At 47.8% G+C, this 20,822-nt stretch carries 21 protein-coding genes, 2 tRNA genes and 1 pseudogene; 14 read left to right on the top strand and 10 right to left on the bottom strand.

The features are described 5' to 3' along the window. Window positions 1–58: 58 nt before the first annotated feature. The 7 genes from B8880_RS14600 to mutY form a co-directional block, all read right to left on the bottom strand. Window positions 59–676, bottom strand: a complete 618-nt coding sequence (locus B8880_RS14600; protein ID WP_208610898.1) for a hypothetical protein — start codon at window positions 674–676, stop codon at window positions 59–61. 42 nt (window positions 677–718) lie between these two features. Beyond that, a complete protein-coding gene (locus B8880_RS14595; RefSeq protein WP_208610897.1) occupies window positions 719–1,846 on the bottom strand; it encodes a Na/Pi cotransporter family protein in 1,128 nt (375 codons plus the stop codon). A gap of 251 nt (window positions 1,847–2,097) precedes the next feature. Continuing rightward, window positions 2,098–2,173 (bottom strand) — tRNA-Asn (locus B8880_RS07470). Between the two features lie 4 nt (window positions 2,174–2,177). Then, window positions 2,178–2,253: transfer RNA gene (locus tag B8880_RS07465), tRNA-Phe, on the bottom strand. A gap of 132 nt (window positions 2,254–2,385) precedes the next feature. Further along, window positions 2,386–3,474: a membrane-bound lytic murein transglycosylase MltC gene (gene mltC, locus B8880_RS07460; RefSeq protein ID WP_084256998.1), complete on the bottom strand. Its 1,089-nt coding sequence runs from the start codon at window positions 3,472–3,474 to the stop codon at window positions 2,386–2,388. Between the two features lie 12 nt (window positions 3,475–3,486). Continuing rightward, entirely contained in the window at window positions 3,487–3,759 is a 273-nt protein-coding gene (locus B8880_RS07455) for an oxidative damage protection protein (protein ID WP_084256997.1), read from the bottom strand. 37 nt (window positions 3,760–3,796) lie between these two features. Continuing rightward, window positions 3,797–4,918 (bottom strand): A/G-specific adenine glycosylase, encoded by a 1,122-nt coding sequence (gene mutY, locus B8880_RS07450; protein ID WP_084256996.1) that lies wholly within the window; start codon window positions 4,916–4,918, stop codon window positions 3,797–3,799. A 113-nt stretch (window positions 4,919–5,031) separates the two neighbouring features. On the opposite strand from mutY, the gene B8880_RS07445 reads away from it, so the two are divergent. Continuing rightward, window positions 5,032–6,267, top strand: a complete 1,236-nt coding sequence (locus B8880_RS07445; RefSeq protein ID WP_084256995.1) for an MFS transporter — start codon at window positions 5,032–5,034, stop codon at window positions 6,265–6,267. A gap of 23 nt (window positions 6,268–6,290) precedes the next feature. Here the strand turns inward: B8880_RS07445 and cadR are convergent, their stop codons facing one another. After that, a complete protein-coding gene (gene cadR, locus B8880_RS07440) occupies window positions 6,291–6,743 on the bottom strand; it encodes a Cd(II)/Pb(II)-responsive transcriptional regulator (RefSeq protein WP_084256994.1) in 453 nt (150 codons plus the stop codon). 85 nt (window positions 6,744–6,828) lie between these two features. On the opposite strand from cadR, the gene B8880_RS07435 reads away from it, so the two are divergent. From B8880_RS07435 to B8880_RS07420, 4 genes are all read left to right on the top strand, one after another. Beyond that, the gene (locus B8880_RS07435; protein WP_084256993.1) at window positions 6,829–9,018 is read left to right on the top strand and encodes a heavy metal translocating P-type ATPase; all 2,190 of its coding nucleotides are present in this window, start codon (window positions 6,829–6,831) and stop codon (window positions 9,016–9,018) included. Between the two features lie 167 nt (window positions 9,019–9,185). Then, on the top strand, window positions 9,186–9,650 hold the full coding sequence (locus B8880_RS07430; protein ID WP_084256992.1) for a GNAT family N-acetyltransferase: 465 nt from the start codon (window positions 9,186–9,188) through the stop codon (window positions 9,648–9,650). Between the two features lie 94 nt (window positions 9,651–9,744). Then, window positions 9,745–10,023: a helix-turn-helix domain-containing protein gene (locus B8880_RS07425; protein ID WP_084256991.1), complete on the top strand. Its 279-nt coding sequence runs from the start codon at window positions 9,745–9,747 to the stop codon at window positions 10,021–10,023. Beyond that, window positions 10,023–11,321 carry a type II toxin-antitoxin system HipA family toxin gene (locus tag B8880_RS07420; protein WP_084256990.1) on the top strand — a complete coding sequence of 433 codons (1,299 nt, stop codon included), beginning with the start codon at window positions 10,023–10,025 and terminating at the stop codon, window positions 11,319–11,321. The genes B8880_RS07425 and B8880_RS07420 overlap by 1 nt, the downstream gene beginning before the upstream one ends. A gap of 253 nt (window positions 11,322–11,574) precedes the next feature. On the opposite strand, the gene B8880_RS07415 is transcribed toward B8880_RS07420, so the two are convergent. Next, window positions 11,575–12,585: a hypothetical protein gene (locus B8880_RS07415; RefSeq protein ID WP_084256989.1), complete on the bottom strand. Its 1,011-nt coding sequence runs from the start codon at window positions 12,583–12,585 to the stop codon at window positions 11,575–11,577. A 263-nt stretch (window positions 12,586–12,848) separates the two neighbouring features. Between B8880_RS07415 and trmB the strand changes: the two genes are divergently transcribed. The 6 genes from trmB to nrdG all read left to right on the top strand — a co-directional run bounded on the left by trmB (window position 12,849) and on the right by nrdG (window position 17,698). Then, window positions 12,849–13,607: a tRNA (guanosine(46)-N7)-methyltransferase TrmB gene (trmB, locus tag B8880_RS07410; RefSeq protein ID WP_084256988.1), complete on the top strand. Its 759-nt coding sequence runs from the start codon at window positions 12,849–12,851 to the stop codon at window positions 13,605–13,607. A gap of 39 nt (window positions 13,608–13,646) precedes the next feature. After that, on the top strand, window positions 13,647–13,985 hold the full coding sequence (locus B8880_RS07405; protein WP_084256987.1) for a YggL family protein: 339 nt from the start codon (window positions 13,647–13,649) through the stop codon (window positions 13,983–13,985). A gap of 89 nt (window positions 13,986–14,074) precedes the next feature. Next, window positions 14,075–14,623, top strand: coding sequence for a YggT family protein (locus B8880_RS07400; protein ID WP_084256986.1), 549 nt, complete (start codon window positions 14,075–14,077; stop codon window positions 14,621–14,623). Window positions 14,624–14,625: 2 nt separating this feature from the next. Next, window positions 14,626–14,919 carry a DUF167 family protein YggU gene (gene yggU / locus B8880_RS07395; RefSeq protein ID WP_084256985.1) on the top strand — a complete coding sequence of 98 codons (294 nt, stop codon included), beginning with the start codon at window positions 14,626–14,628 and terminating at the stop codon, window positions 14,917–14,919. Window positions 14,920–15,091: 172 nt separating this feature from the next. Then, window positions 15,092–17,215, top strand: coding sequence for an anaerobic ribonucleoside-triphosphate reductase (nrdD, locus tag B8880_RS07390; RefSeq protein ID WP_084256984.1), 2,124 nt, complete (start codon window positions 15,092–15,094; stop codon window positions 17,213–17,215). 15 nt (window positions 17,216–17,230) lie between these two features. Further along, window positions 17,231–17,698, top strand: a complete 468-nt coding sequence (nrdG, locus tag B8880_RS07385; protein WP_084256983.1) for an anaerobic ribonucleoside-triphosphate reductase-activating protein — start codon at window positions 17,231–17,233, stop codon at window positions 17,696–17,698. A 133-nt stretch (window positions 17,699–17,831) separates the two neighbouring features. Here the strand turns inward: nrdG and B8880_RS07380 are convergent, their stop codons facing one another. Further along, the gene (locus B8880_RS07380) at window positions 17,832–18,380 is read right to left on the bottom strand and encodes a TetR/AcrR family transcriptional regulator (RefSeq protein ID WP_084256982.1); all 549 of its coding nucleotides are present in this window, start codon (window positions 18,378–18,380) and stop codon (window positions 17,832–17,834) included. A gap of 112 nt (window positions 18,381–18,492) precedes the next feature. Between B8880_RS07380 and B8880_RS07375 the strand changes: the two are divergent. The 3 genes and pseudogenes from B8880_RS07375 to B8880_RS07365 all read left to right on the top strand — a co-directional run. Beyond that, window positions 18,493–18,998: pseudogene (locus B8880_RS07375) on the top strand (HPP family protein). Between the two features lie 68 nt (window positions 18,999–19,066). Further along, the gene (locus B8880_RS07370; RefSeq protein ID WP_084256981.1) at window positions 19,067–19,771 is read left to right on the top strand and encodes a GNAT family N-acetyltransferase; all 705 of its coding nucleotides are present in this window, start codon (window positions 19,067–19,069) and stop codon (window positions 19,769–19,771) included. A gap of 142 nt (window positions 19,772–19,913) precedes the next feature. Then, on the top strand, window positions 19,914–20,822 hold a 909-nt coding region (locus B8880_RS07365), incomplete at its 3' end, for a DDE-type integrase/transposase/recombinase (protein ID WP_084256980.1).

The following is a 20,822-nucleotide window of genomic DNA, read 5'->3' as shown; positions in this document are numbered from 1 at the left end:
GTAATAGAAATTTGAAGTAAGTGAAAATGGGATTATGCGGCAAGCGAATTAAGCGGAATTAAATCGACTCGCTTGCCGACAATGCGCCAATTCCTTGTGGCAGCTCCAGACTGGCGATATTCAAAATCTCGATCACCCCATAACCGATACGACGGGCATAATTGCTATCGTTCATCAGGGACGAGGTTTGCCAGCCGTCAATTTCGCCATTGCGCAATTTGACCATCACCCTGCCGCGAAAGGTTTCCAAACCGGCAAGATGTTTGTTCAAGTTGTCCATTTCTTGCTGCCACTGATTGCTGCCGGCAGGTTCGTTGGCGATACGGCGGAACAGGCACAAGGTTTTAAACAAATGTTTGCGCAGGCGCAGGTAATCGCGATAAAGCACTGATTGCGGCTGCTGCAGGTAAAGTTGCATATTTTTCTGCAAATGTTTGCTGTCTTTCACAATCGCCATCATCTGCGACACCGCCATATGAGCAGCAGCCAGCTGTTGCTGCTGGCTATCAGCAACCTCCATTTTACTGGTGAAATCCAGCAACTCGCTATATAGCGGTTTGATTTGGCGCTCATAAATCTGTTGTGCGTCAAGGCGTAGCGGTAGTTTGGGCGGCGGCAGTTCGCTTTGTTCGTCCCCGTCGCTTTGGTACAGTTGTTCGGTGGGAATAAACAACACATGACAGATCACTTCCAGACTTAAGGCGCTTAAATGACGGATCTACTGAAACAGCGCCCGCATGGCGGTATCGCCCGCACGCAGAACGTTATCATTCAGATAACGCAGCTGTAGCTGTTGCCGGTCGTCCGGCAACAAATTGCCTTCCTCGCTTTTCTCCGGCAGCCAGCTCAGCAACTGTGCCGCCAATCGGCTTTGCAGCTTCCAAAAGAGCACCAGTCCCAATAAGTTGAATAAGGTGTGAAACAACGCCAGTTGTAACAGCGGATTCATTTCAGCCCAAGCCGCCAGCCACATCACCAACCGTGTCAGCGGCAACCATAACAACAGTGATAACACCGCCGTGACCACATTAAACAACAAATGCGCCAGCGCCAGCCGTTGACCGCTGCGTTCACTGCCGAGCATACCGACCACGGCAGTGGAAACGCTGCTGCCCACGTTCGAGCCGACGGCAATGGCGAACGCCTGTGCCAAGCTAATCTGACCGCCGGCCAACGCCGCCAAGGTCAAAATCAGCGTGGCATGTGACGATTGCAGCACAATGGTCAGCAGCAAGCCAATACCGCTGAACAGGGCGATTTCCGTCATGCCGCTGACTTGCATACCCGTGAATTCGACTTGACTGCCGATATCTTGAAAACCGTTTTTAATTGCGTCAATCCCGATAAAAATCAGGGCAATACCAAGCAAAACACGCCCTATCGGCTTGGCTTTGGCTTTGAAAAAACCCAGCAGAATTCCAAATACCAGCATCGGCACCGCCGCCGGACTCAAGCTGATACTTTGCCCAGCCAGTGCCAGCAGCCAGATACCGCTGGTCGCCCCCAGATTAGTTCCCAAAATGACGGCAATCCCACCAGCCAAGCCAATCAATCCGGTACTCAAAAACGCTATCGTAAGCAAGGACACCAACGTGCTCGACTGCAAGATAAAAGTCGCCCCCATACCGAACAACAGCCCCTTGCCGGGTGTTGCGGTACTTTTTGCCATCATGCGTTCAAGCGTGCCGCCCGCCGCATGGTGCAGCCCCTCTTCGATACACTGCATCCCGAATAAAAACAAAGCCAACCCGTAGCACAGCTGCAACCACGGCGCACTGTACCAAAAACTGTAAGCCAGTACGATTAACAACAGACCGATCAGCAATGATTTGATGTTTTTGTTCACAATTGCTCCGAAAACGGCAAAATACCGTTGGCGACGTCACAGGGTGGGTGTCAGTACTTTTATAATAACGTATGCAAAATTATATGAAAGCAAAATCCGGTTTACGCTGAACAAACGCCACAGAGATAAACCAAAGCAAATCGGTAGGGATAGAAAGTGCGGTCGCGCTTAACAAGGTGTTTGCGAGCGCAATGACGAAGGGACTGTAAAACGAAAAAACCCGCTGAGTAAACTCAACGGGTCGTAAATAATGGCTCCTCCTGCTGGACTTGAACCAGCGACATACGGATTAACAGTCCGCCGTTCTACCGACTGAACTAAGGAGGAAAAGTGGTGCCTCGAGGCGGAATCGAACCACCGACACGGGGATTTTCAATCCCCTGCTCTACCGACTGAGCTATCGAGGCAACTCATCAGTGGTGCGTATTAAACGTTTTTTTCGCTTTCAAGTCAACCTCTATTTTAAAAAAACTTTCACCGCACCGCTTGTTTGCACGCTTTGTGTGCAAAGCGTTTATTTTTAGTCCGCAAACTGATTATTAATTAGCACGCACGCGATATTTCTTTTGCGCCGAATCCACTTTCACCAAATAATTACGCGCCTGTGCCGACGGATGTCGGGTGGTCAAAGTGCGGTATACTTGCTCGGGCAGTAAGCGATTGATTTTTTCTATCGCCATGGTTTTGTCCTGATCGAATACCCGCAGCACCGCACCGGCGCCGCTGTTATAAGCGGAGATCATGGCGTAACGTTTGGACGACGGATCGGTGATACCGGCTAAATAACTGTTTTGCAAAATGGATAGGTAAGCCACACCGGCATCAATATTTTGATGCGGATCGAACAAATATTCTTTGCTCGGTTGTCCTGACCGATTTTTTACGATTTTAAACACATCACGTCCGGCGGTGTGCGGCACGACCTGCATTAACCCCATCGCATTGGCATAACTAATGGCATAAGGGTTAAAACTCGATTCGGTTTGCATAATCGCCAAAATCAGGCTCTCGTCGATATTGTAATGCCGCGCGGCACGGCGCACGAACGGCACATATTTTTGCGCACGCACATTGACGTGGTTGGCAATCATCGGAATCGTGACATATTCCACCAGCTGGCCGTTGCCCAAACGACGGGTTTGCAAGCTATTTTGCAACAAATAATTGGCGAACTCGTTAGCCCGATCCAAATTGTTGATCGTAACGCCTTTATGATCGACCACCTGCCCCGACAAAAACGGACGCGAACTGATCGGCGCATCACCGTCGGCAAACAAGTCGATTCCGTTGGCGTCCGAGCCCATCATCAACGTGTGCACAATCGATTTTTTCAAACGGTAGGCGTCCATACCTTGTGTTTCGATGGTGATTTTGCCTTCGTCAAAGCTGATATGGCTGCGGGTGTTGTATTGATCGGTATATTTGACGTAATCCTTGCGGCTGGCAACCAGCAGTTCGTTCACGCCCCATTTGCGATCGATATTATGTGAAAATTGACCGGTCAGGATATCCAGACCGCGCAAATCTTTGGCAAACGCATCATCATAATCAATTCCGCTGCCTTTCTTCGAGGAAGAACCACAGGCAACCAAAAACGGAATCAATAGCACCAGTAAATATTTTTTCATCGGCGAAACCTGCTATTGGCTTGGGGGAACATAACCTTCGATATGAACGTCTTTGCCTTCAAACAGAAAATTCACCATTTCCTGTTCCAGCAATTGGCGGTGCTCGGCGTTCATCATATTCAGTTTTTTCTCATTCACCAGCATGGTCTGCTTTTTCATCCACTCGCCCCATGCCGGCTTGCTGATCGAATCGAAGATCCGCTTGCCCAACTCGCCGGGATACAGCTGGAAATCCAAGCCGTCGGCTTCCTGTTTTAAATATTCACAATAAACTGTTCGTGCCATTTGCTAGTCCTTTTTGCTTTTTACATTAGATCGTTTATTAGACAGGCGAATGTTGCTTTGGTTGCATTGCCTGTAATTGTAATAATAAGTTTTTCATCGGGGTCGCCAAACCGATTTTCGGCGGTGATTGAAAATTATACCAATAATTATTCGCTTCGGGTACATTGTTGCGGTATTCGACCGCACTTTCCGCTACTTTTTGGCTAATTTGCGCCGGCTGACCGCACTTTTGCGCATAAATCGGCACAATATCCAGATGAAAATGGCTGAACGTGTGGCGGAACATCACCCATTCCTGATAATCACAGATATTCTGCCGTTGCAAATACGCTAAAAGTGCGGTTTTGCTGTCAAACTGCGGAAAACAGTACAAGCCGCCCCACAGCCCTTGCGGCGGACGCTGTTGTAGCAACACCTGTTGTCCGTCCGCCAAAATCAAAAAATAGGCTTGTTTTTGCGGCAAGGTTTTTTTCGGTTTTTTAGCCGGATAAGCCTGCCAATTTTGTTGCAGGTTCGCCTGACAATCGGTTTGCAGCGGGCACAAACCGCACTTTGGTTTGGAACGGCTGCAAACCATTGCGCCTAAATCCATCATCGCCTGATTGAAATCGGCAACTTGCGCTGTCGGCGTAACCTGTTCGCTATATTGCCATAATTGATCACCGACTTTTTTCTCGCCAGGCCAACCGTCCAGCGCAAAATAACGGGCTAAAACCCGTTTCACATTGCCGTCTAAAATCGGATAAGGCGCATCTAAACACGAGGATAAAATCGCACCGGCAGTGCTGCGCCCCACGCCGGGCAGTGCCAAAACCTGTTCAAAATCGGTCGGAAATTGCCCGTGATGTTGATCGAAGATCACTTGCGCCGCTTTATGCAAATTGCGCGCGCGGGCGTAATATCCCAGCCCTGTCCATAAATGCAGCACCTCATCGATCGGCGCATTTGCCAAAGAAACCACATCGGGAAACGTCGCCATAAAGCGTTCGAAATAAGGGATCACGGTCGCAACCTGCGTCTGCTGCAACATCACTTCCGACAGCCAGACCTGATACAGGGTTTTGTTGCGCTGCCAAGGCAGATCTTTGCGGCCGTATTGACGGTACCAGTCCAATACTGCGTGAGCAAAAAGGGCATGAATTGACGATTGGGCGAGCATAAAAATTATTATCCGTTAAGGCAAAAAATCGAAGTTAAGATTGGTTTATTATTGCATTTTTTCCGAGCCTGCTCTATAACGGTAGCTCTTTAATCCATAACAAATTCCGCCTTATGACTGCTAATACAAGACGCTTCGCCCTGATTATCCTCGCTGCCGCCGCCATTTTAATGATCACCATGGGTATGCGCATGGCGTTGGGGCTGTTCGTGCAGCCGATTCACCAAGATACCGCACTGAGCATCACCGCCATCAGCTTTGCCATGGCAATCACGCAACTGATGTGGGGCGTGGCACAACCGATTACCGGCGCCCTCGCCGATCGCTACAGCGCCTGGCCGGTGATGTTGTGGGGAACACTGCTGCTGGCGGCAGGCTTCGCCTTAATACCGCTCTTTCCGTCGGCGTTCGGTTTGACATTGAACATGGGCGTGCTGGTTGCCTTTGGCGCCGGTGCCGGCAGTTTTTCGATTTTGATCAGCCAAGTTTCCAATAAACTACCGCAAAAAATGCGGGGTTTGGCCTCCGGAATCGTCAATGCCGGCGGCTCTTTCGGTCAATTTCTGTTTGCGCCGTTGGTGCAGGGACTGATTATGCTGCCGATGCTCGGCTGGCGCGGGGCGATGTATGCGTTGGCGATCATCAGTTTATTGGTGCTGCCGATTGCGCGTTGGTTGTCACGCGGCGATCAACCACCTAAAACCGTACCAAGTACGGTCGGGCAAACGCAGCAAAGTTTGAAACAGGCTGTCTTGGCATCGTTTAAAGATCGCAGTTATATTTTATTACATTTGGGCTTTTTCACCTGCGGTTTTCACATTGCGTTTTTAGTGACGCATTTGCCGACGGAAGTGTCGCTCAGCAAATTATCGGCGGATGTCGCCTCGTGGTCATTGGCGATTATCGGGATTTCCAACGTTGTCGGCAGTTTGGTGGTCGGCTGGCTGGTCGGACATTATCGCAGCAAATATATCCTGTTTTGGATGTACGCCTCGCGCGCGGTTTTAATCGGGATTTATCTGCTGATGCCAAGCAGCCCGATGACGTTTTATCTATTCGCCGTCGGTCTGGGATTGACTTGGCTGGCAACCGTACCGCCCACCGCCGCCACGGTCGGTAAACTGTTCGGTGTGCGCTATTTGGCAACGTTGTTCGGTTTAACCCTGCTGTCGCACCAAGTCGGCGGTTTCTTCGGCGCGTATCTGGGCGGTTTGGCGATTACCCAACTCGGCGACTACAGCTGGATGTGGTACGCCGATATGATCTTAGCCGCTCTCGCCGCCGTGCTGAATTTACCGATTCGGGAAGAAAAAATCGTGCGCACGGAATTACACGCCAAAAGTGCTTAACCGAATAATCTTGGTGGGTATTTTTACTGCCTGCCGCATACCTTGCCGACATGGTTGACCGAATGGGCAACTTCACCGCCACTCGGTTGTTGTAAGCCTTTCAGAATGCCGCAACTTTCATTGTTGTGAACTTCACGGCACTGACTACGCAGTTCACTTAGCTGTTTTTTCAAGGCTTGCAACTCACGCAGTCGTGCTTTGACGTGTTGCAAGTGTTCATCAATCAAGTCATTAATCGAGGCGCAACTGGCGTTGGGATCGGCTTTGGCTTGCAACAGTTCGCGAATCTCGTCTTGCGTCATTTCCAACGCGCGGCAACGGCGGATAAACACCAAACGTTCCAAATGTGCCGTGCCGTATTCGCGGTAATTATTCATCAGATTGCGTTGCGCTGCAGGCATCAAACCCTCGCGTTCGTAATAACGAATAGTCTCCACCGGACAGCCGGTTTGTTTGGCAAGATCACCGATTTTCATTTTTTATTCCTCTCCTGCTTGACCCTGTAGCTGCTACAGGGTGTTTAATATAGCATAATAGAACACATCTATAGGGGTAAAAATTATGACTAACTGCTGTTCACATCAACATAATCCTTCTCAAAAGCAAGCGCAGCTTGAACCGCTCACGCAAGCCAAAAGCGTGGCAAACGGCGTGCAAACGGCGATTCGTATTCAGCAGATGGATTGCCCGACCGAAGAAGGCATTATCCGCAAAAAATTCGCTACTATGAGCGAAGTGCAAGCGTTGGAATTTAACTTAATCCAACGAGTGCTGACCGTTACCCATGGAGAACAGGATTTGCCAACAATATTGGAAGCCATTCGCTCACTCGGTTTTGAGCCTGAATTGCCTGACGCAGGTGGCAAACTGGCAAAAGCCGAAACGCCGCAAAAACCGCTGCTGCCACTGGTGATAGCTGGTGTGCTGGCGTTGGGGTCAGAAGCGGTAACCTGGTTTGGCCTTCCTCACTGGGCGGGGGCAATTTTGGCAGTGGTGGCGGTGCTGTTATGCGGATTGGACACCTACAAAAAAGGCTGGCTGTCGATTCGTACCGGCAGCTTGAATATCAACGCTCTGATGAGCATTGCCGTCACTGGCGGATTGTTGATCGGGCAATGGCCGGAAGCAGCAATGGTGATGGTGCTGTTCACCTTGGCGGAAGTGATTGAAGCAAAATCCCTTGATCGTGCGCGTAATGCCATTGCCGAATTGATGGCACTCGCCCCTGATACCGCCACGGTGCAACAGCCTGATGGCTCGTGGCAGGAAGTGGCGGCAGACAGCGTCAGCGTGGACGATGTGGTGCGGGTCAAACCAGGGGAGCGGATCGCCCTTGACGGCAAAATCACGCAAGGGCAAAGTGCGGTCAATCAAGCCCCGATTACAGGCGAGAGCTTGCCGGTGGATAAGGGCGTGGGCGATGCAGTGTTCGCAGGCACGATTAACCAAAGTGGCTCGTTCGACTATCAAGTGACGGTGGCGGCAAGCAACTCTACGCTGGCACGCATTATTCATGCGGTGGAAGAAGCGCAAGGGGTCAAAGCCCCAACCCAGCGGTTTGTGGACAAATTCGCCCAAATTTATACCCCTGCGGTGCTGGTGATTGCATTGTTAGTGGCGGTCATTCCGCCGCTGTTGATGGCAGGCACATGGTTTGATTGGATTTATAACGCGTTGGTTTTATTGGTCATCGCTTGCCCTTGCGCCTTGGTGATTTCAACCCCTGTTACCGTGGTGAGTGGGCTTGCCGCCGCCGCACGCAAGGGCATTTTGATTAAAGGCGGTGTCTATTTGGAGCAAGGACGGCTGTTAAGCACGCTGGCACTGGATAAAACCGGCACGCTGACCTATGGCAAGCCAGTACAAACCGAGATGACCGCACTTGGCACAATGCCGCTTGGCGAAGCACAATCACTTGCGATCAGCCTTGCCGCTCGCTCCGATCACCCTGTTTCACAGGCGATTGCCACTTTTGGTAGTGAACAACATGTGGCATTGGCTACTGTGGAGAATTTCACCGCACTGTTGGGGCGCGGCGTACAAGGGCAAATTAACGGCACGGACTATGTGTTGGGCAATATTCGCCTGATCGAAGAACGCAAGCAAGCCACGAACGAGTTACAAAGCCAAATCGAGCAATTGGAAAAACAAGGCAAAAGCGTGGTGCTGTTGACGGATAATCATCAAGTGTTGGCGTTATTTGCCGTTGCCGACACGGTGAAAGAAAGCAGCCGCCAAGCCATTGCCGAACTGCACACATTAGGGGTAAAAACCCTGATGCTGACAGGCGACAACCAACACACCGCCAATGCGATTGCTGCACAAATCGGTATTGATCAAGCCCTTGGCAATCAGTTGCCAGAGGATAAATTAAAGGCGATACAAAGTGCGGTTGAACAACAACCTAAACAGCAAAAAATCGGCATGGTCGGCGATGGTATCAATGACGCACCTGCTTTGGCTCGTGCTGATATTAGTTTTGCCATGGGCGCGATGGGAACGGATACCGCACTTGAAACCGCCGACGTGGCGTTAATGGACGACGATCTGTGCAAAATTCCGATATTTATCCGTTTGTCGCAACGCACCCATCGTATTCTGCGGCAAAATATCACATTTGCCTTATTGATTAAACTGCTCTTTCTGGTCATCACCCTATTCGGAATCGGCACCATGTGGATGGCGGTGTTTGCTGATGTCGGCACCAGTCTGCTGGTGGTCATGAATGGGCTTCGCCTGCCACGGAAATAACCTGCTAACCGCACTTTGCCGATAACAAACAAAGTACGGTCAAAATCAACGTGGATAATCGCTTGAGATTGGTATGGATTTGTGTGTGACAACCTAAAAAGTTTGTTATATTGAGCAACACCTCTTTATTTCTTTAATCGCAGTTCTTTAATCGAAGAGTAGCGCTCATGACCATCAACATCAGAAAAGCAGTAAAAGAAGATAGCGGCAATCTTTGGATTTTAATGCAAAAATTGGCTATTTTTGAAGACTATATCGACGACTTCGCAATCACGCCTGCGATTGTGCAAGCAAGCGGTTTTGACAAAACCCCACCGGACTTTTACTGCTTCGTAGCAGAAGATCAAGAAAACGCCCGACTAGCGGGAATGCTGGTTTACTATTTCCTGCCTTATACCGCACAAAACCGACCGGCGATCTACATGAAAGAGCTTTACGTCGATGAACAGTATCGCGGACAAAAAATCGGCGAAAGACTTATGCAAGCCTTAAAAGCCGAAGCCAAAACTCACCATTGCAGACAAATCAAATGGACGGTTGCCCCGTGGAATCAGGCTGGACAGCGCTTTTATCATACACTTGGCGCAAAAGAAAATCGTGAGTGGCTGAATTATGAATGGACTTTGGATTAAGTAATGCAGCCATATTTATCCTTGTATAGGGATAAATTTGACTTTATCCTTTTTAGAGGGTATTTTATAAAATATCTATTACAAAGGATAAATTATGGCAATCACCACCGCAAAAATGTTAGCGCACGCCTTAAAAGAATTCCGCTATCAAAATAAGTTGTCGCAATCGCAAGTTGCACTGCTCGCCGGCGTGAAGCAAGCGACGGTTTCCGCCTTTGAAAACCAACCGGAGCGTAGCAAAGTTGATACCTTGTTTAACCTACTGTCGGCGTTGGAGTTAGAAATCACATTGTCACCGCGTCATAAAACGGTAACGCCGGCAAGCACTCAAATTCAAGAACCTACGCCCGATTTTGATGATGAGGATTGGTGATGAACCGTTTGATGATTGCCATGAACGGGATTGAAGTCGGGCTATGGACGAAAAGCAGCGACGGCGCAAGCCAATTTCAATACGAATCAACTTGGTTAAACCACGCTAAGGCGCGCCCGATTTCGTTGTCGCTTCCATTATCGGAAAAAGTCTATAAAGGCAGTGTTGTTTATAATTTTTTCGATAACTTATTGCCGGACAATGAACAAATCCGTTCGCGCATTCAACAACGTTTCCAAGTTGCCACCAAACACCCGTTTGATTTGCTGGGTGCAATCGGGCATGACTGCGTCGGTGCAATTCAACTTTATCCGCAAGGAAAGCGCCCTTATTCGGTCAGAAAAATTGACGCCGTGCCTTTAAGTGAAACGGATATTGCTGCATTATTAAAAAACTACCAATTTTCACCGTTGGGAATGGATAATGCACACCAAGATTTTCGGATCTCCCTTGCCGGAGCGCAGGAGAAAACCGCACTTTTGTATCATAACAAGCAATGGTGCAAACCTCTGAATAGCACACCAACCAGCCATATTATGAAATTGCCGATTGGCATCGTCGGACAGGGGCAGCTTGATTTATCGGATAGCTGTGAAAATGAATGGCTTTGTTTGCAGTTGTTAAAAGCCTTTGGTTTGCCCGTAGCCAATGCGGAAATTTTGTATTTTGACGATTGCAAAGTGCTGTCGGTTGAACGTTTTGATCGCCGTTGGGCGGCTTCAGGAAGTTGGTTAGTGCGCTTGCCGCAGGAAGATATGTGCCAAGCGTTGGCAATTGCACCTGCATTAAAATACCAAGCGGACGGCGGACCGAGTATATTATCTATTCTTGAGCTGTTAAAAGGTTCGACGGATAGCCTTGAAGATCGCCAGCGCTTTTTTAAAGCACAAATTATCTTTTGGCTGATGGCGGCGATTGACGGACACGCGAAAAACTACAGCCTATTTTTGGAACAAGGCAACCGCTACCGTTTAACGCCATTTTATGATGTTATTTCCGCATTTCCGCTGTTAAAACCGCAAGGCTTGCAGCGGCAAAAAATCAAAATGGCGATGGCATGGCACGGAAAAAATAAACACTATTTATGGGATAAGATCCAAATTCGCCATTTTCTCGAAACCGGCAGACTGGCAGGTTTGCGCCCGCTGCTCGTCGAAGAAATATTGCACGAAGTCACTACAAACTATCAAAGTGCGGTTGAACAATGCCAACAAAATCTGCCGACGGGTTTTCCATCAGAGATTGCCGAACCGATTTTAAACGGCGTTTGGCAACAAGGCGTAAGGTTGAATGGATAGAAAAAACCGCACTTTGGAATACAGTTCAGACAGTTGAAACCTATTTACGAGGGGCAAAGCCCCTCATCTATGCTTAACCGTGTACGATGAAATCGTGCACGGAAATTGCTGATAGCCTTGCACGGCAAGCCGTACAAGGTTAAGCATAGGTCAGCCGCTTTGCGGCTGTAAAATTTAAAATGCTATATTTTAACGTCGTCAGTAATCTGAACCGCACTTTGGAAGTGCGGTTGGGTTGTGAAATGTTTATGCTTTAAGGTCGTGGCGTACCCTCAGCCCCAAAAACACCGCCCCATGCTCTCGTACTGTCAGTTGTATCACTAGATTTAATTGTACCGGCAATGTACTTACCATCCCCTAAAAATGCTCCGTCTAAATTTGCTGCGCCAATTTCAGGATTCTGATGACCAGTTGTCGGAGTCGCTTTTGCTTGGATAATGCCATCACTTAGCACCTCTGACTTAACCTCCATATTGAGTTCACCACCAATAATTCGACCTGCAATTTTTTTATCTGCTGCATTGTAGGTCAAATCAAGATTTGCTTGTTTTGCTGCTTCCATTTCAACCGAATAAAATACCTTTCCTTCATAGTTCATACTGGCGTCAGGATTTTTATTATCTTTTTCTCCGTAATATACAAAGTCGGTAATTTGCGCTTTCATTTTTTCACCGGTCACTGACTGTGGATTAATGACATCAGAGGTGAAAGTAAGATTTCCATAGTAGCCAATTTTTCCTAACGGCAAAATTGTTTCTTGACCATTTTTATCTTGGACAAAAAGTGTTGTTACCGTACCACTATCTTTATTAAAAGTAATCTTATACTCTGGCTTTATTCCTACAGCATCATTCCAAGCATTATCATTACGCTCTGAATAAGTCGAGGTTAATACGCCGCCATAACTTTTGATATCTTCATTGTTATTTTTTGGCGGTGTAACATCAGGCTGATCATTTTGTTTATCCTTATCAGCTACCACTTCTGGTTGCGGTTGATTTACACCATTATTTTCAGATAATGTATCGCCTCCAGATTGCTTATTATCAGCCGCTTTTTGCAGCGCCTCTTTTTCTTTTAGCTCGGCTAACAGCGCACTATTTGCAGTTGAATTTTCTTTGTTCTTTTCTGTCGGTTGCGCAACAATATTCGCCGCTACCGACGTAGGAGTCGAACCAGACGAACCGCCACCTCCGCTACAAGCGGCTAAAAGAACGGATAGGAAAAGGGCAATTGCTGTTTTATTATAAATATTTTTCATCATGTTATTTCTCTCGTCATCATATTAATTAATGAAATATTCCGCAGGTTAAGCATTCAAATCAAAGATAAATACATCTTATTATTATTTGCTTAACTGAGTTGGTGCGCATTTTAACAACTGTTAAGTAAGTTTTCGTCTGTGTTGAGTAAGAAAAAAGCCAGTTGCGACCGATCATTGCCAAAGAAATAGCGAAAACAGTTGTAATCGCCACGGATATTTGCATAATGCGCCTATTAAATAAAAAGGAAGCTTAATTCGTTATCATGTCAGAAGTTACACAACCGCAAACCACCTTTGCCGATCAGAAGCGCAAAACGGTCGAAACCGCCGAATTTACCGCTGACGGACGTTATATGCGCAAAGTGCGTAGTTTCGTGCTGCGCACCGGACGTTTGAGTGAATATCAAAAAAATGCGATGAACAACTATTGGGCGGATTTCGGCTTGGAATATCAAGATACGCCGTTCGATTTTAATGCAATTTACGGCAATGATAATCCTGTCGTATTGGAAATCGGTTTCGGTATGGGGACGTCGCTGGTCGAGATGGCGAAAAACAACCCCCAGCGTAACTATTTAGGCATTGAAGTTCATACGCCGGGCGTCGGTGCCTGCGTGGCATTGGCGGTGCAGGAAAAGATAACGAATTTGCGCGTAATTTGCCATGATGCGATGGAAATTTTGCGCGACAGTATTGCCGATAACAGCTTAGGCGGATTACAATTGTTTTTCCCCGATCCGTGGCAGAAAAGCAAGCACCATAAACGTCGGATCGTGCAGCCGGAGTTTATCCGTTTAATACAACAAAAACTAAAGTGCGGTGGTTTTATCCACATGGCGACCGACTGGCAAAATTACGCCGAGCATATGTTGGAAACCTTACAAAACAGCGCAGGTCTGGCGAACCAATCTCCGACGGGGGATTATATCCCGCGTCCGGATTTCCGCCCGTTGACCAAATTCGAACAGCGCGGACAGAAACTCGGACACGGCGTTTGGGATCTGTATTTTATTTATCGTTAATCAAACTTTATTCATTATCAACTAAAAAAGGAAAATAGTATGGCTATTCAGCGTAACCGCAGACAGCGCAAAAAAATGCATCTTGCCGAATTCCAAGAGTTAGGCTTTGTTGTCCGCTGGCAATTCGCCGACAACACCTCGGTCGAAGAAATCGACGCCACCTTGGATCGTTTTATCGACGAAGTGATCAAGCCACACGGCTTAGCCTACGAAGGCAGCGGCTACCTGCATTGGGAAGGGTTGGTTTGTTTGGAAAAAGTCGGTAACTGCGACGATTCGCACCGCACTTTGGTACAAAACTGGCTCAGCGAAAATAAGCTGCAACAAATCGAAACCAGCGAATTGTTCGATATTTGGTGGGATTATCCGATTCAGTAATTTAAATTGAAAACTTGAATTTTTTCAGTTTAATCCTATTTAATATAGTGCGGTTCTCAAACCGCACTTTTGCTATTTAAAGGATAATCATGAACACATTACAATTTTTAGTGCAAACCGTAATCGGGCTATATACCTTTATTCTGGTATTGCGCGCCTGGTTTCAGTATTGTCAGGTGGATTTTTACAATCCGCTGTCGCAAGTCGTAGTGAAACTGACGCAGCCGGTATTGGCGCCGTTGCGCAAGCTGATTCCGACCCGTAAAAATATTGACTTTGCCGCACTGGTCTTGGCTTTCGTGCTGAATATGCTGAAATATCCGCTGCTGATCGGCAGTTTTGACGGGGCAAGTTTATGGCAATTTGCCGTGATCGGCGTGCTTGCGGTGGTTAAAGCCTTTGGCGAAATGATCTTCTGGGCGATTTTAATCCGTGCGGTGATGAGCTGGTTTTCGCAAGGCAACCACCCGTTGGAATACCAACTGTACCGTATCACCGAGCCGCTGCTTGCCCCGATTCGCCGCATTCTGCCAAATACCGGTATGATCGATTTCTCGGTGATGGCATTGGCATTTATCCTGATCTTCGGCAACAAGTTGCTGATGGATCTTTTCGGTTCATTGTGGGTCTTGGCATAACCATGTCCGCCGTCACACCGCATGAAAACGGGTTGCGACTGAAAATTCTGTTGCAACCCAAAGCCAGCAAAGATCAGCTGGTCGGCTTGCATGACGGCGAGCTGAAAATCACCATCACCGCCCCACCGATTGACGGTCAAGCCAACGCCCACTTGCTGAAATTCCTGAGTAAACAATTTAAAGTCGCCAAAAGCAGTATTGTGTTGGAAAAAGGCGAACTCAACCGCCATAAACAGGTTTTTATCCCTGAGCCGAAAGTGATTCCGGCAGTGGTGCAAGCCTTACTCGACGGCTAAAACCGCACTTTATATTCTCCGATTTCTTATTCCTGATAAAAATCAACCCCATATTTTTTGAGAACTATTTTTATTTGACACAGATCAAACTTTCAAGATATAGTGCTTCCAAAAGATAAAATGTCTATATATAGTGTTTTCGCATTTGAATTTATCAAGATAAGGGGTTTTTATGTCAGGGTTACAGGTCATCAAGCGTGACGGTGCCAGCACGCCGTTTGTGGCAGAGCGTATTCTGCAAGCGATTCGTAAGGCGGCGGTTGCTTGCGGTATCAACAACGAGGCATTTTGCTCGCATCTCAGCAATGAAGTCTGCCAACAGATTTTCAGCCACTACCAACAACAGATTGATATTGCGCATATCCAAGCGATTGTTGAAGAAAAGCTGATGCGCAGCCAGTATCCGCAAATTGCGCGCGCCTATATCGAGTACCGTCATGATCGTGACTTGGCACGCGAAAAACGCAGCCAGCTGACGCAAGAGATCGAGGGCTTAATTGAACAGAGCAATCTGGAAATCCTGAACGAAAACGCCAATAAAGATGCCAAAGTGATCCCGACCCAGCGCGATTTACTCGCCGGCATTGTGGCGAAACATTACGCCAAACGCTATCTGCTGCCTGCCGATGTGGTAGCGGCGCACGAAAAAGGCGAAATCCATTATCACGATTTGGATTATGCACCGTTCTTCCCGATGTTCAACTGTATGTTGGTCGATCTGCAAGGCATGCTGGAACAGGGCTTTAAAATGGGCAATGCCGAGATTGAAACCCCGAAATCGATCACCACCGCCACTGCCGTCACCGCACAAATTATCGCGCAGGTTGCCAGCCATATTTACGGCGGCACAACCATCAATCGGATTGATGAAGTGCTTGCGCCTTATGTACAAAAAAGTTACGAAAAACATTTGGCAGTGGCGGCAGAATGGCAGATTGCCGATGCGGAAGGCTACGCCAAAGCGCGCTTGGAAAAAGAGTGTTTTGATGCGTTTCAATCACTGGAATATGAGGTTAATACCCTGCACACCGCCAACGGACAAACGCCGTTTGTCACCTTTGGTTTCGGTTTGGGCACAAGTTGGCAAGCCCGCCTGATTCAACAGGCGATTCTGCAAAACCGGATTCAAGGCTTAGGCAGAAACCACAAAACCGCAATTTTCCCGAAACTGGTATTCACCTTAAAACAAGGCTTGAATCTGCACGCCGACGATCCGAATTACGACATCAAACAACTGGCGCTAAAATGTGCCAGCGAGCGCATGTATCCGGATATTCTGAATTATGATCAAGTGGTGCAAGTCACCGGTTCGTTCAAAGCACCGATGGGCTGCCGCAGCTTTTTGGGCAAATATGAACAAGATCAACAGGAAATCCACGAAGGACGCAATAATCTCGGCGTGGTCAGTTTGAACCTGCCGCGTATTGCGCTGGAAACGCAAGGTGACGAAGTGCGGTTTTATCAGTTGTTGGATCAGCGCCTCGCCATTGCCAAAAAAGCGCTGATGACGCGCATTGCCCGTCTGCAACAGACCAAAGCCCGCGTTGCGCCAATTTTATATATGGAGGGCGCATGCGGCGTGCGATTGAAAGCTGACGATTATGTGGCGGACATTTTCAAAAACGGACGCGCTTCGATTTCGCTCGGTTATATCGGCATTCACGAAACCATCAATGCGCTGTTCGGCAGCCATATTTACGATCAGCAAGCATTATGGCAAAAAGGGTTAGATATTGTGGGGCATTTACGAAGTGCGGTCGAAGCGTGGAAACAGGAAAGCGGCTATGCGTTCAGTCTGTATTCAACACCAAGCGAGAATCTGTGCGACCGTTTCTGCCGCCTCGACAGCAAAACCTTCGGCATTATCGAGGGCGTGACTGACAAAGGCTACTACACCAACAGTTTCCATTTGGACGTGGAGAAAAAAGTCAATCCGTACGACAAACTGGATTTTGAAATGGCATATCCGCCGATCGCCAACGGCGGTTTTATCTGCTACGGCGAATATCCGAATATGCAGCGCAATATCAAAGCGTTGGAGGACGTGTGGGATTACAGCTATTCGCGCGTGCCGTATTACGGCACCAATACACCGATTGACGAATGCTACGGCTGCGGCTACAAAGGCGAATTCGACTGCACCAGCAAAGGCTTCACCTGCCCGTCCTGCGGCAACCACGACAGCAATACCGTGTCGGTTACCCGTCGCGTGTGCGGCTATCTCGGCAGCCCCGACGCACGTCCGTTCAACAGTGGCAAGCAGGAAGAGGTGAAACGGCGGGTGAAGCACCTCTAAAAGTGCGGTCTGAATATGAATTATCTGCAATATTATCCGGTTGATGTGGTCAACGGCGAAGGCACGCGCTGCACCCTGTTTGTCGCAGGGTGCGAACACCAATGCAAAGGCTGTTACAACCAAAAAAGCTGGTCGTTCTGCGCCGGCGTGCCGTTTGATCAGGCGATGGAAGATCAGATTATCGCCGATTTGCAAGACACGCGCATCAAGCGGCAAGGCCTGAGCCTGAGCGGCGGCGATCCGCTGCACCCGAAAAACCTGACCGCACTTTTGCCACTGGTGCAACGGATTAAACGCGAATGTCCCGATAAAGACATTTGGTTGTGGACCGGTTATCGTTTGCAAGAGCTGAACGCCGAACAGCAAGCGTTTTTGGCTTATGTCGACGTGTTGATCGACGGCAAGTTTATCCAACAACTTGCCGACCCAAAACTGCATTGGCGCGGTTCGAGTAATCAGGTGATTTATCGGTTTGGGGTTTGATGTAATATTTCATTTATCTTAAATTCACTATCGGATTTCGCCGATGGCGACTTACTTTTATACGCTACGCTCACCCTCTCAGGCAGTTCGCAAGGGAACCCGAAAACACGACGCAAAGTACCAGAAATAACGCTTACTCAGTTAGACTATTTAAATTTTGCTGGATTCGTTCAAGTTGTTGTTTCACGGCGTCTTTACCTAATGTTTGCGCTGAGACGATAATGCCTTCTCCGCTGATAAACAGTAATTCGGCGAGATTTTCCGCCTGTTGCAAACCGGCTTGTTGTAATCTTGCCAATAAAACCGCCTGCACCGCTTGCTTATGTTCTTTCGCTTGCTGATGTGCCGGCGTTTGCGGATCGGCATATTCGGCGCAGGCATTGATAAACATACAACCATAAAAATTTTCCGACAAAATCCATTGTCGTAAAAAAAACAGATAGCCCTCGACCGTTTCTTGCAAGGAATAATCCGCCAACACCGCTTGCATTTGCGCCATAAACTGCTGGTGACGATGGGCTAAGGTGGCGACAATCAATTCCTCTTTGCTGTCGAAATAACGGTATAACGTGCGTTTGGTGATGCCAGCCTGCTGTGCCAGTTGCTCAACTCCGCAAGCATGGAAACCTTGTTGATAGAATAATTGGCAAGCCGATTCGATTAATTGCTGCTGCTTACTCATCGCTCCTCCATTTTTATTTGCATATTTTATTTACATAAGTACACCGAACAGTATACACCAACAACGGGTATACCGTTCGGTATATTTTTTGATAATTGTGAGGAGACACCAGATGAAAATATTCCAGCATTGGTTGCAGGCAAATGAACCACGACCGGCAAGACTGCCGCTAAATATGATTCTCACCGCATGGTTAGGCGGTTTTTTGGCAACCGCCGCCTTTGCCGCCAGCAGTGAAATCAGCCAACTGCCGCTGGTGCTCGGCTCGTTTGGCGCAAGCTGTTTATTGGTGTTTGCCTATCCCAACAGCCCGTTTTCCCAACCGAGAAATGTGATCGGCGGACATTTTATCGCCTCATTAACCGGATTGGTGATCATGGCATTCTGCGGCGTGCATTGGTGGAGTATGGCGCTCGGCGTCGGTACTGCGATTGCGTTAATGCTGTTATTGCGCGTGCCTCACCACCTGCCGGTTCTAATCCGTTAATTGTGATGTTGGGCGCGGCAAATTGGTCTTTCCTGTTCACCCCGACCTTAATCGGTGCAATCATTCTGGTGATTGTCGCTCTGTTCTATAATAATTGGGGCAAAGATCGACGTTATCCGCTATATTGGTGACACCGCAAGGCAAAACCGTACTTTTGCCTCGCTGATTTTATTGCTTAAGACTTGCGAAAGGAAACCCTATGCGTTACAACCAATTCAACCAAGCCATTGGCGATGTGGTGGAAAATATGACTCTCGGCGCAATGCCGGATATCACGCAGTTAAGCGGGGAAGATTGTATTATCGAACGGCTCGATTATGAACGGCATAGCGAGGCGATTTGTGAGTGTTACCTGCAACACACCCAAGCGGCGGATTGGACCTATCTGCCACTCGAACCGTTTGATCAACCACAGCAAGTGCGGTCTTTACTGCGCCAATGGGCGCAATCGTCAGATCCTTACTATTTTGTGATTTTAGCCCGCCATAGCCGGCAAGTGCTAGGTACATTCGCCTTAATGCGGATTGATCGCCACAACCGTAGCATAGAAATGGGCTGGGTGATTTATTCGGATTTATTACAACGCAGCAAAGCCGCCACCGAAGCGCAATTTTTGCTGATGCAGTATGTCTTCGACACTCTGCAATACCGCCGTTATGAATGGAAATGCGATGCGCTAAACCAACGCTCACGCCGCGCCGCAGCCCGTTTAGGCTTCCAGTATGAAGGGACTTTCCGCAATGCCGTGGTGTATAAAGGCCGTAGCCGTGATACCGCTTGGTTTTCGATTATTGCTGAAGAATGGCTGCCGCTCAAAACGGCATTCACCCGTTATTTAGCCGCCGATAATTTCAATCCACAAGGTCAACAATACAAACCGTTGGCAGCGTTTTTAACACAATAATTAAATTCAATATTCCCTTCTCCCTTGTGATGGGAGAAGGTGTCCGGGGGTACAACCCTAAGACATCCTTTACATATTAACCCGATGACATCGTTTACAAGTATATTAACAGGTATCAACTTTTAAAAAAGGATAGATACCAATGCCTTGGAAAACAGTGAGTGTCATGGAACAAAAAATCCATTTTATTCAAGCTTATTTAACCAAACGCTTTAGTAAAAGTGAGCTTTGTAAACAATTTGACATTAGTCGCCCTACGGGTGATAAATGGATTCAACGATACCATTTAAATGGTTTAGCTGGGCTTAGTGCGCTTTCTCGCAAGCCACACCACAATCCCAATGTGGTTTCTGCTTATGTTTGTGAACGTTTAGTACAAGAAAAGTTGAAACGACAATATTGGGGAGCAAAAAAGCTGTTAGACTATTTGCGGCAGTTAGAGCCGGATATAAAATGGTGTGCTGATAGTACGGGCGACCGAATTTTAGCCAAAGCAGGATTGGTTGAAGCACGCAGAAAACATCTTAAAACGCCGGCAGATAGTTTGCCTTTTGGAGAATGTCATTCGCCTAATCATTGTTGGAGTATGGATTTCAAAGGCGATTTTATGGTAGGGAATAAAAGGTGTTATCCTTTTACATTACATGATAATTACAGCCGTTATTTATTCGCATGTCAGGGTTTAACTCAGCATGGCTATACCGAGGTTCAGCCTTTACTGGCGCGTATTTTTAAGGAATACGGCTTACCTTGGGCAATCCGCAGTGATAATGGAGCGCCTTTTGCTTCAGTTGCGTTAGGGGGACTGACCAAATTATCCAAGTGGCTAATTGATTTAGGTATTCGCCCNGAACGTATTGAAGCAGGAAAACCACAGCAAAATGGTCGTTTAGAGCGAATGCACAGGGAGTTGAAGCGCTATATTGCAAAGGTGGATACGCTTAAGGTAGAAATGCATGAATTCCAACAAAAGCTGGATATTTTTAGAGAAGAGTTTAATCAACTGCGTTCACATGAAAGTCTGGAAAGACAAATGCCGGTGAGCTGTTAT

The organism is Pasteurella testudinis DSM 23072, from assembly GCF_900176075.1.
GTDB lineage: Bacteria > Pseudomonadota > Gammaproteobacteria > Enterobacterales > Pasteurellaceae > Chelonobacter > Chelonobacter testudinis.
This window is presented reverse-complemented; position numbering and strand designations above follow the sequence as displayed.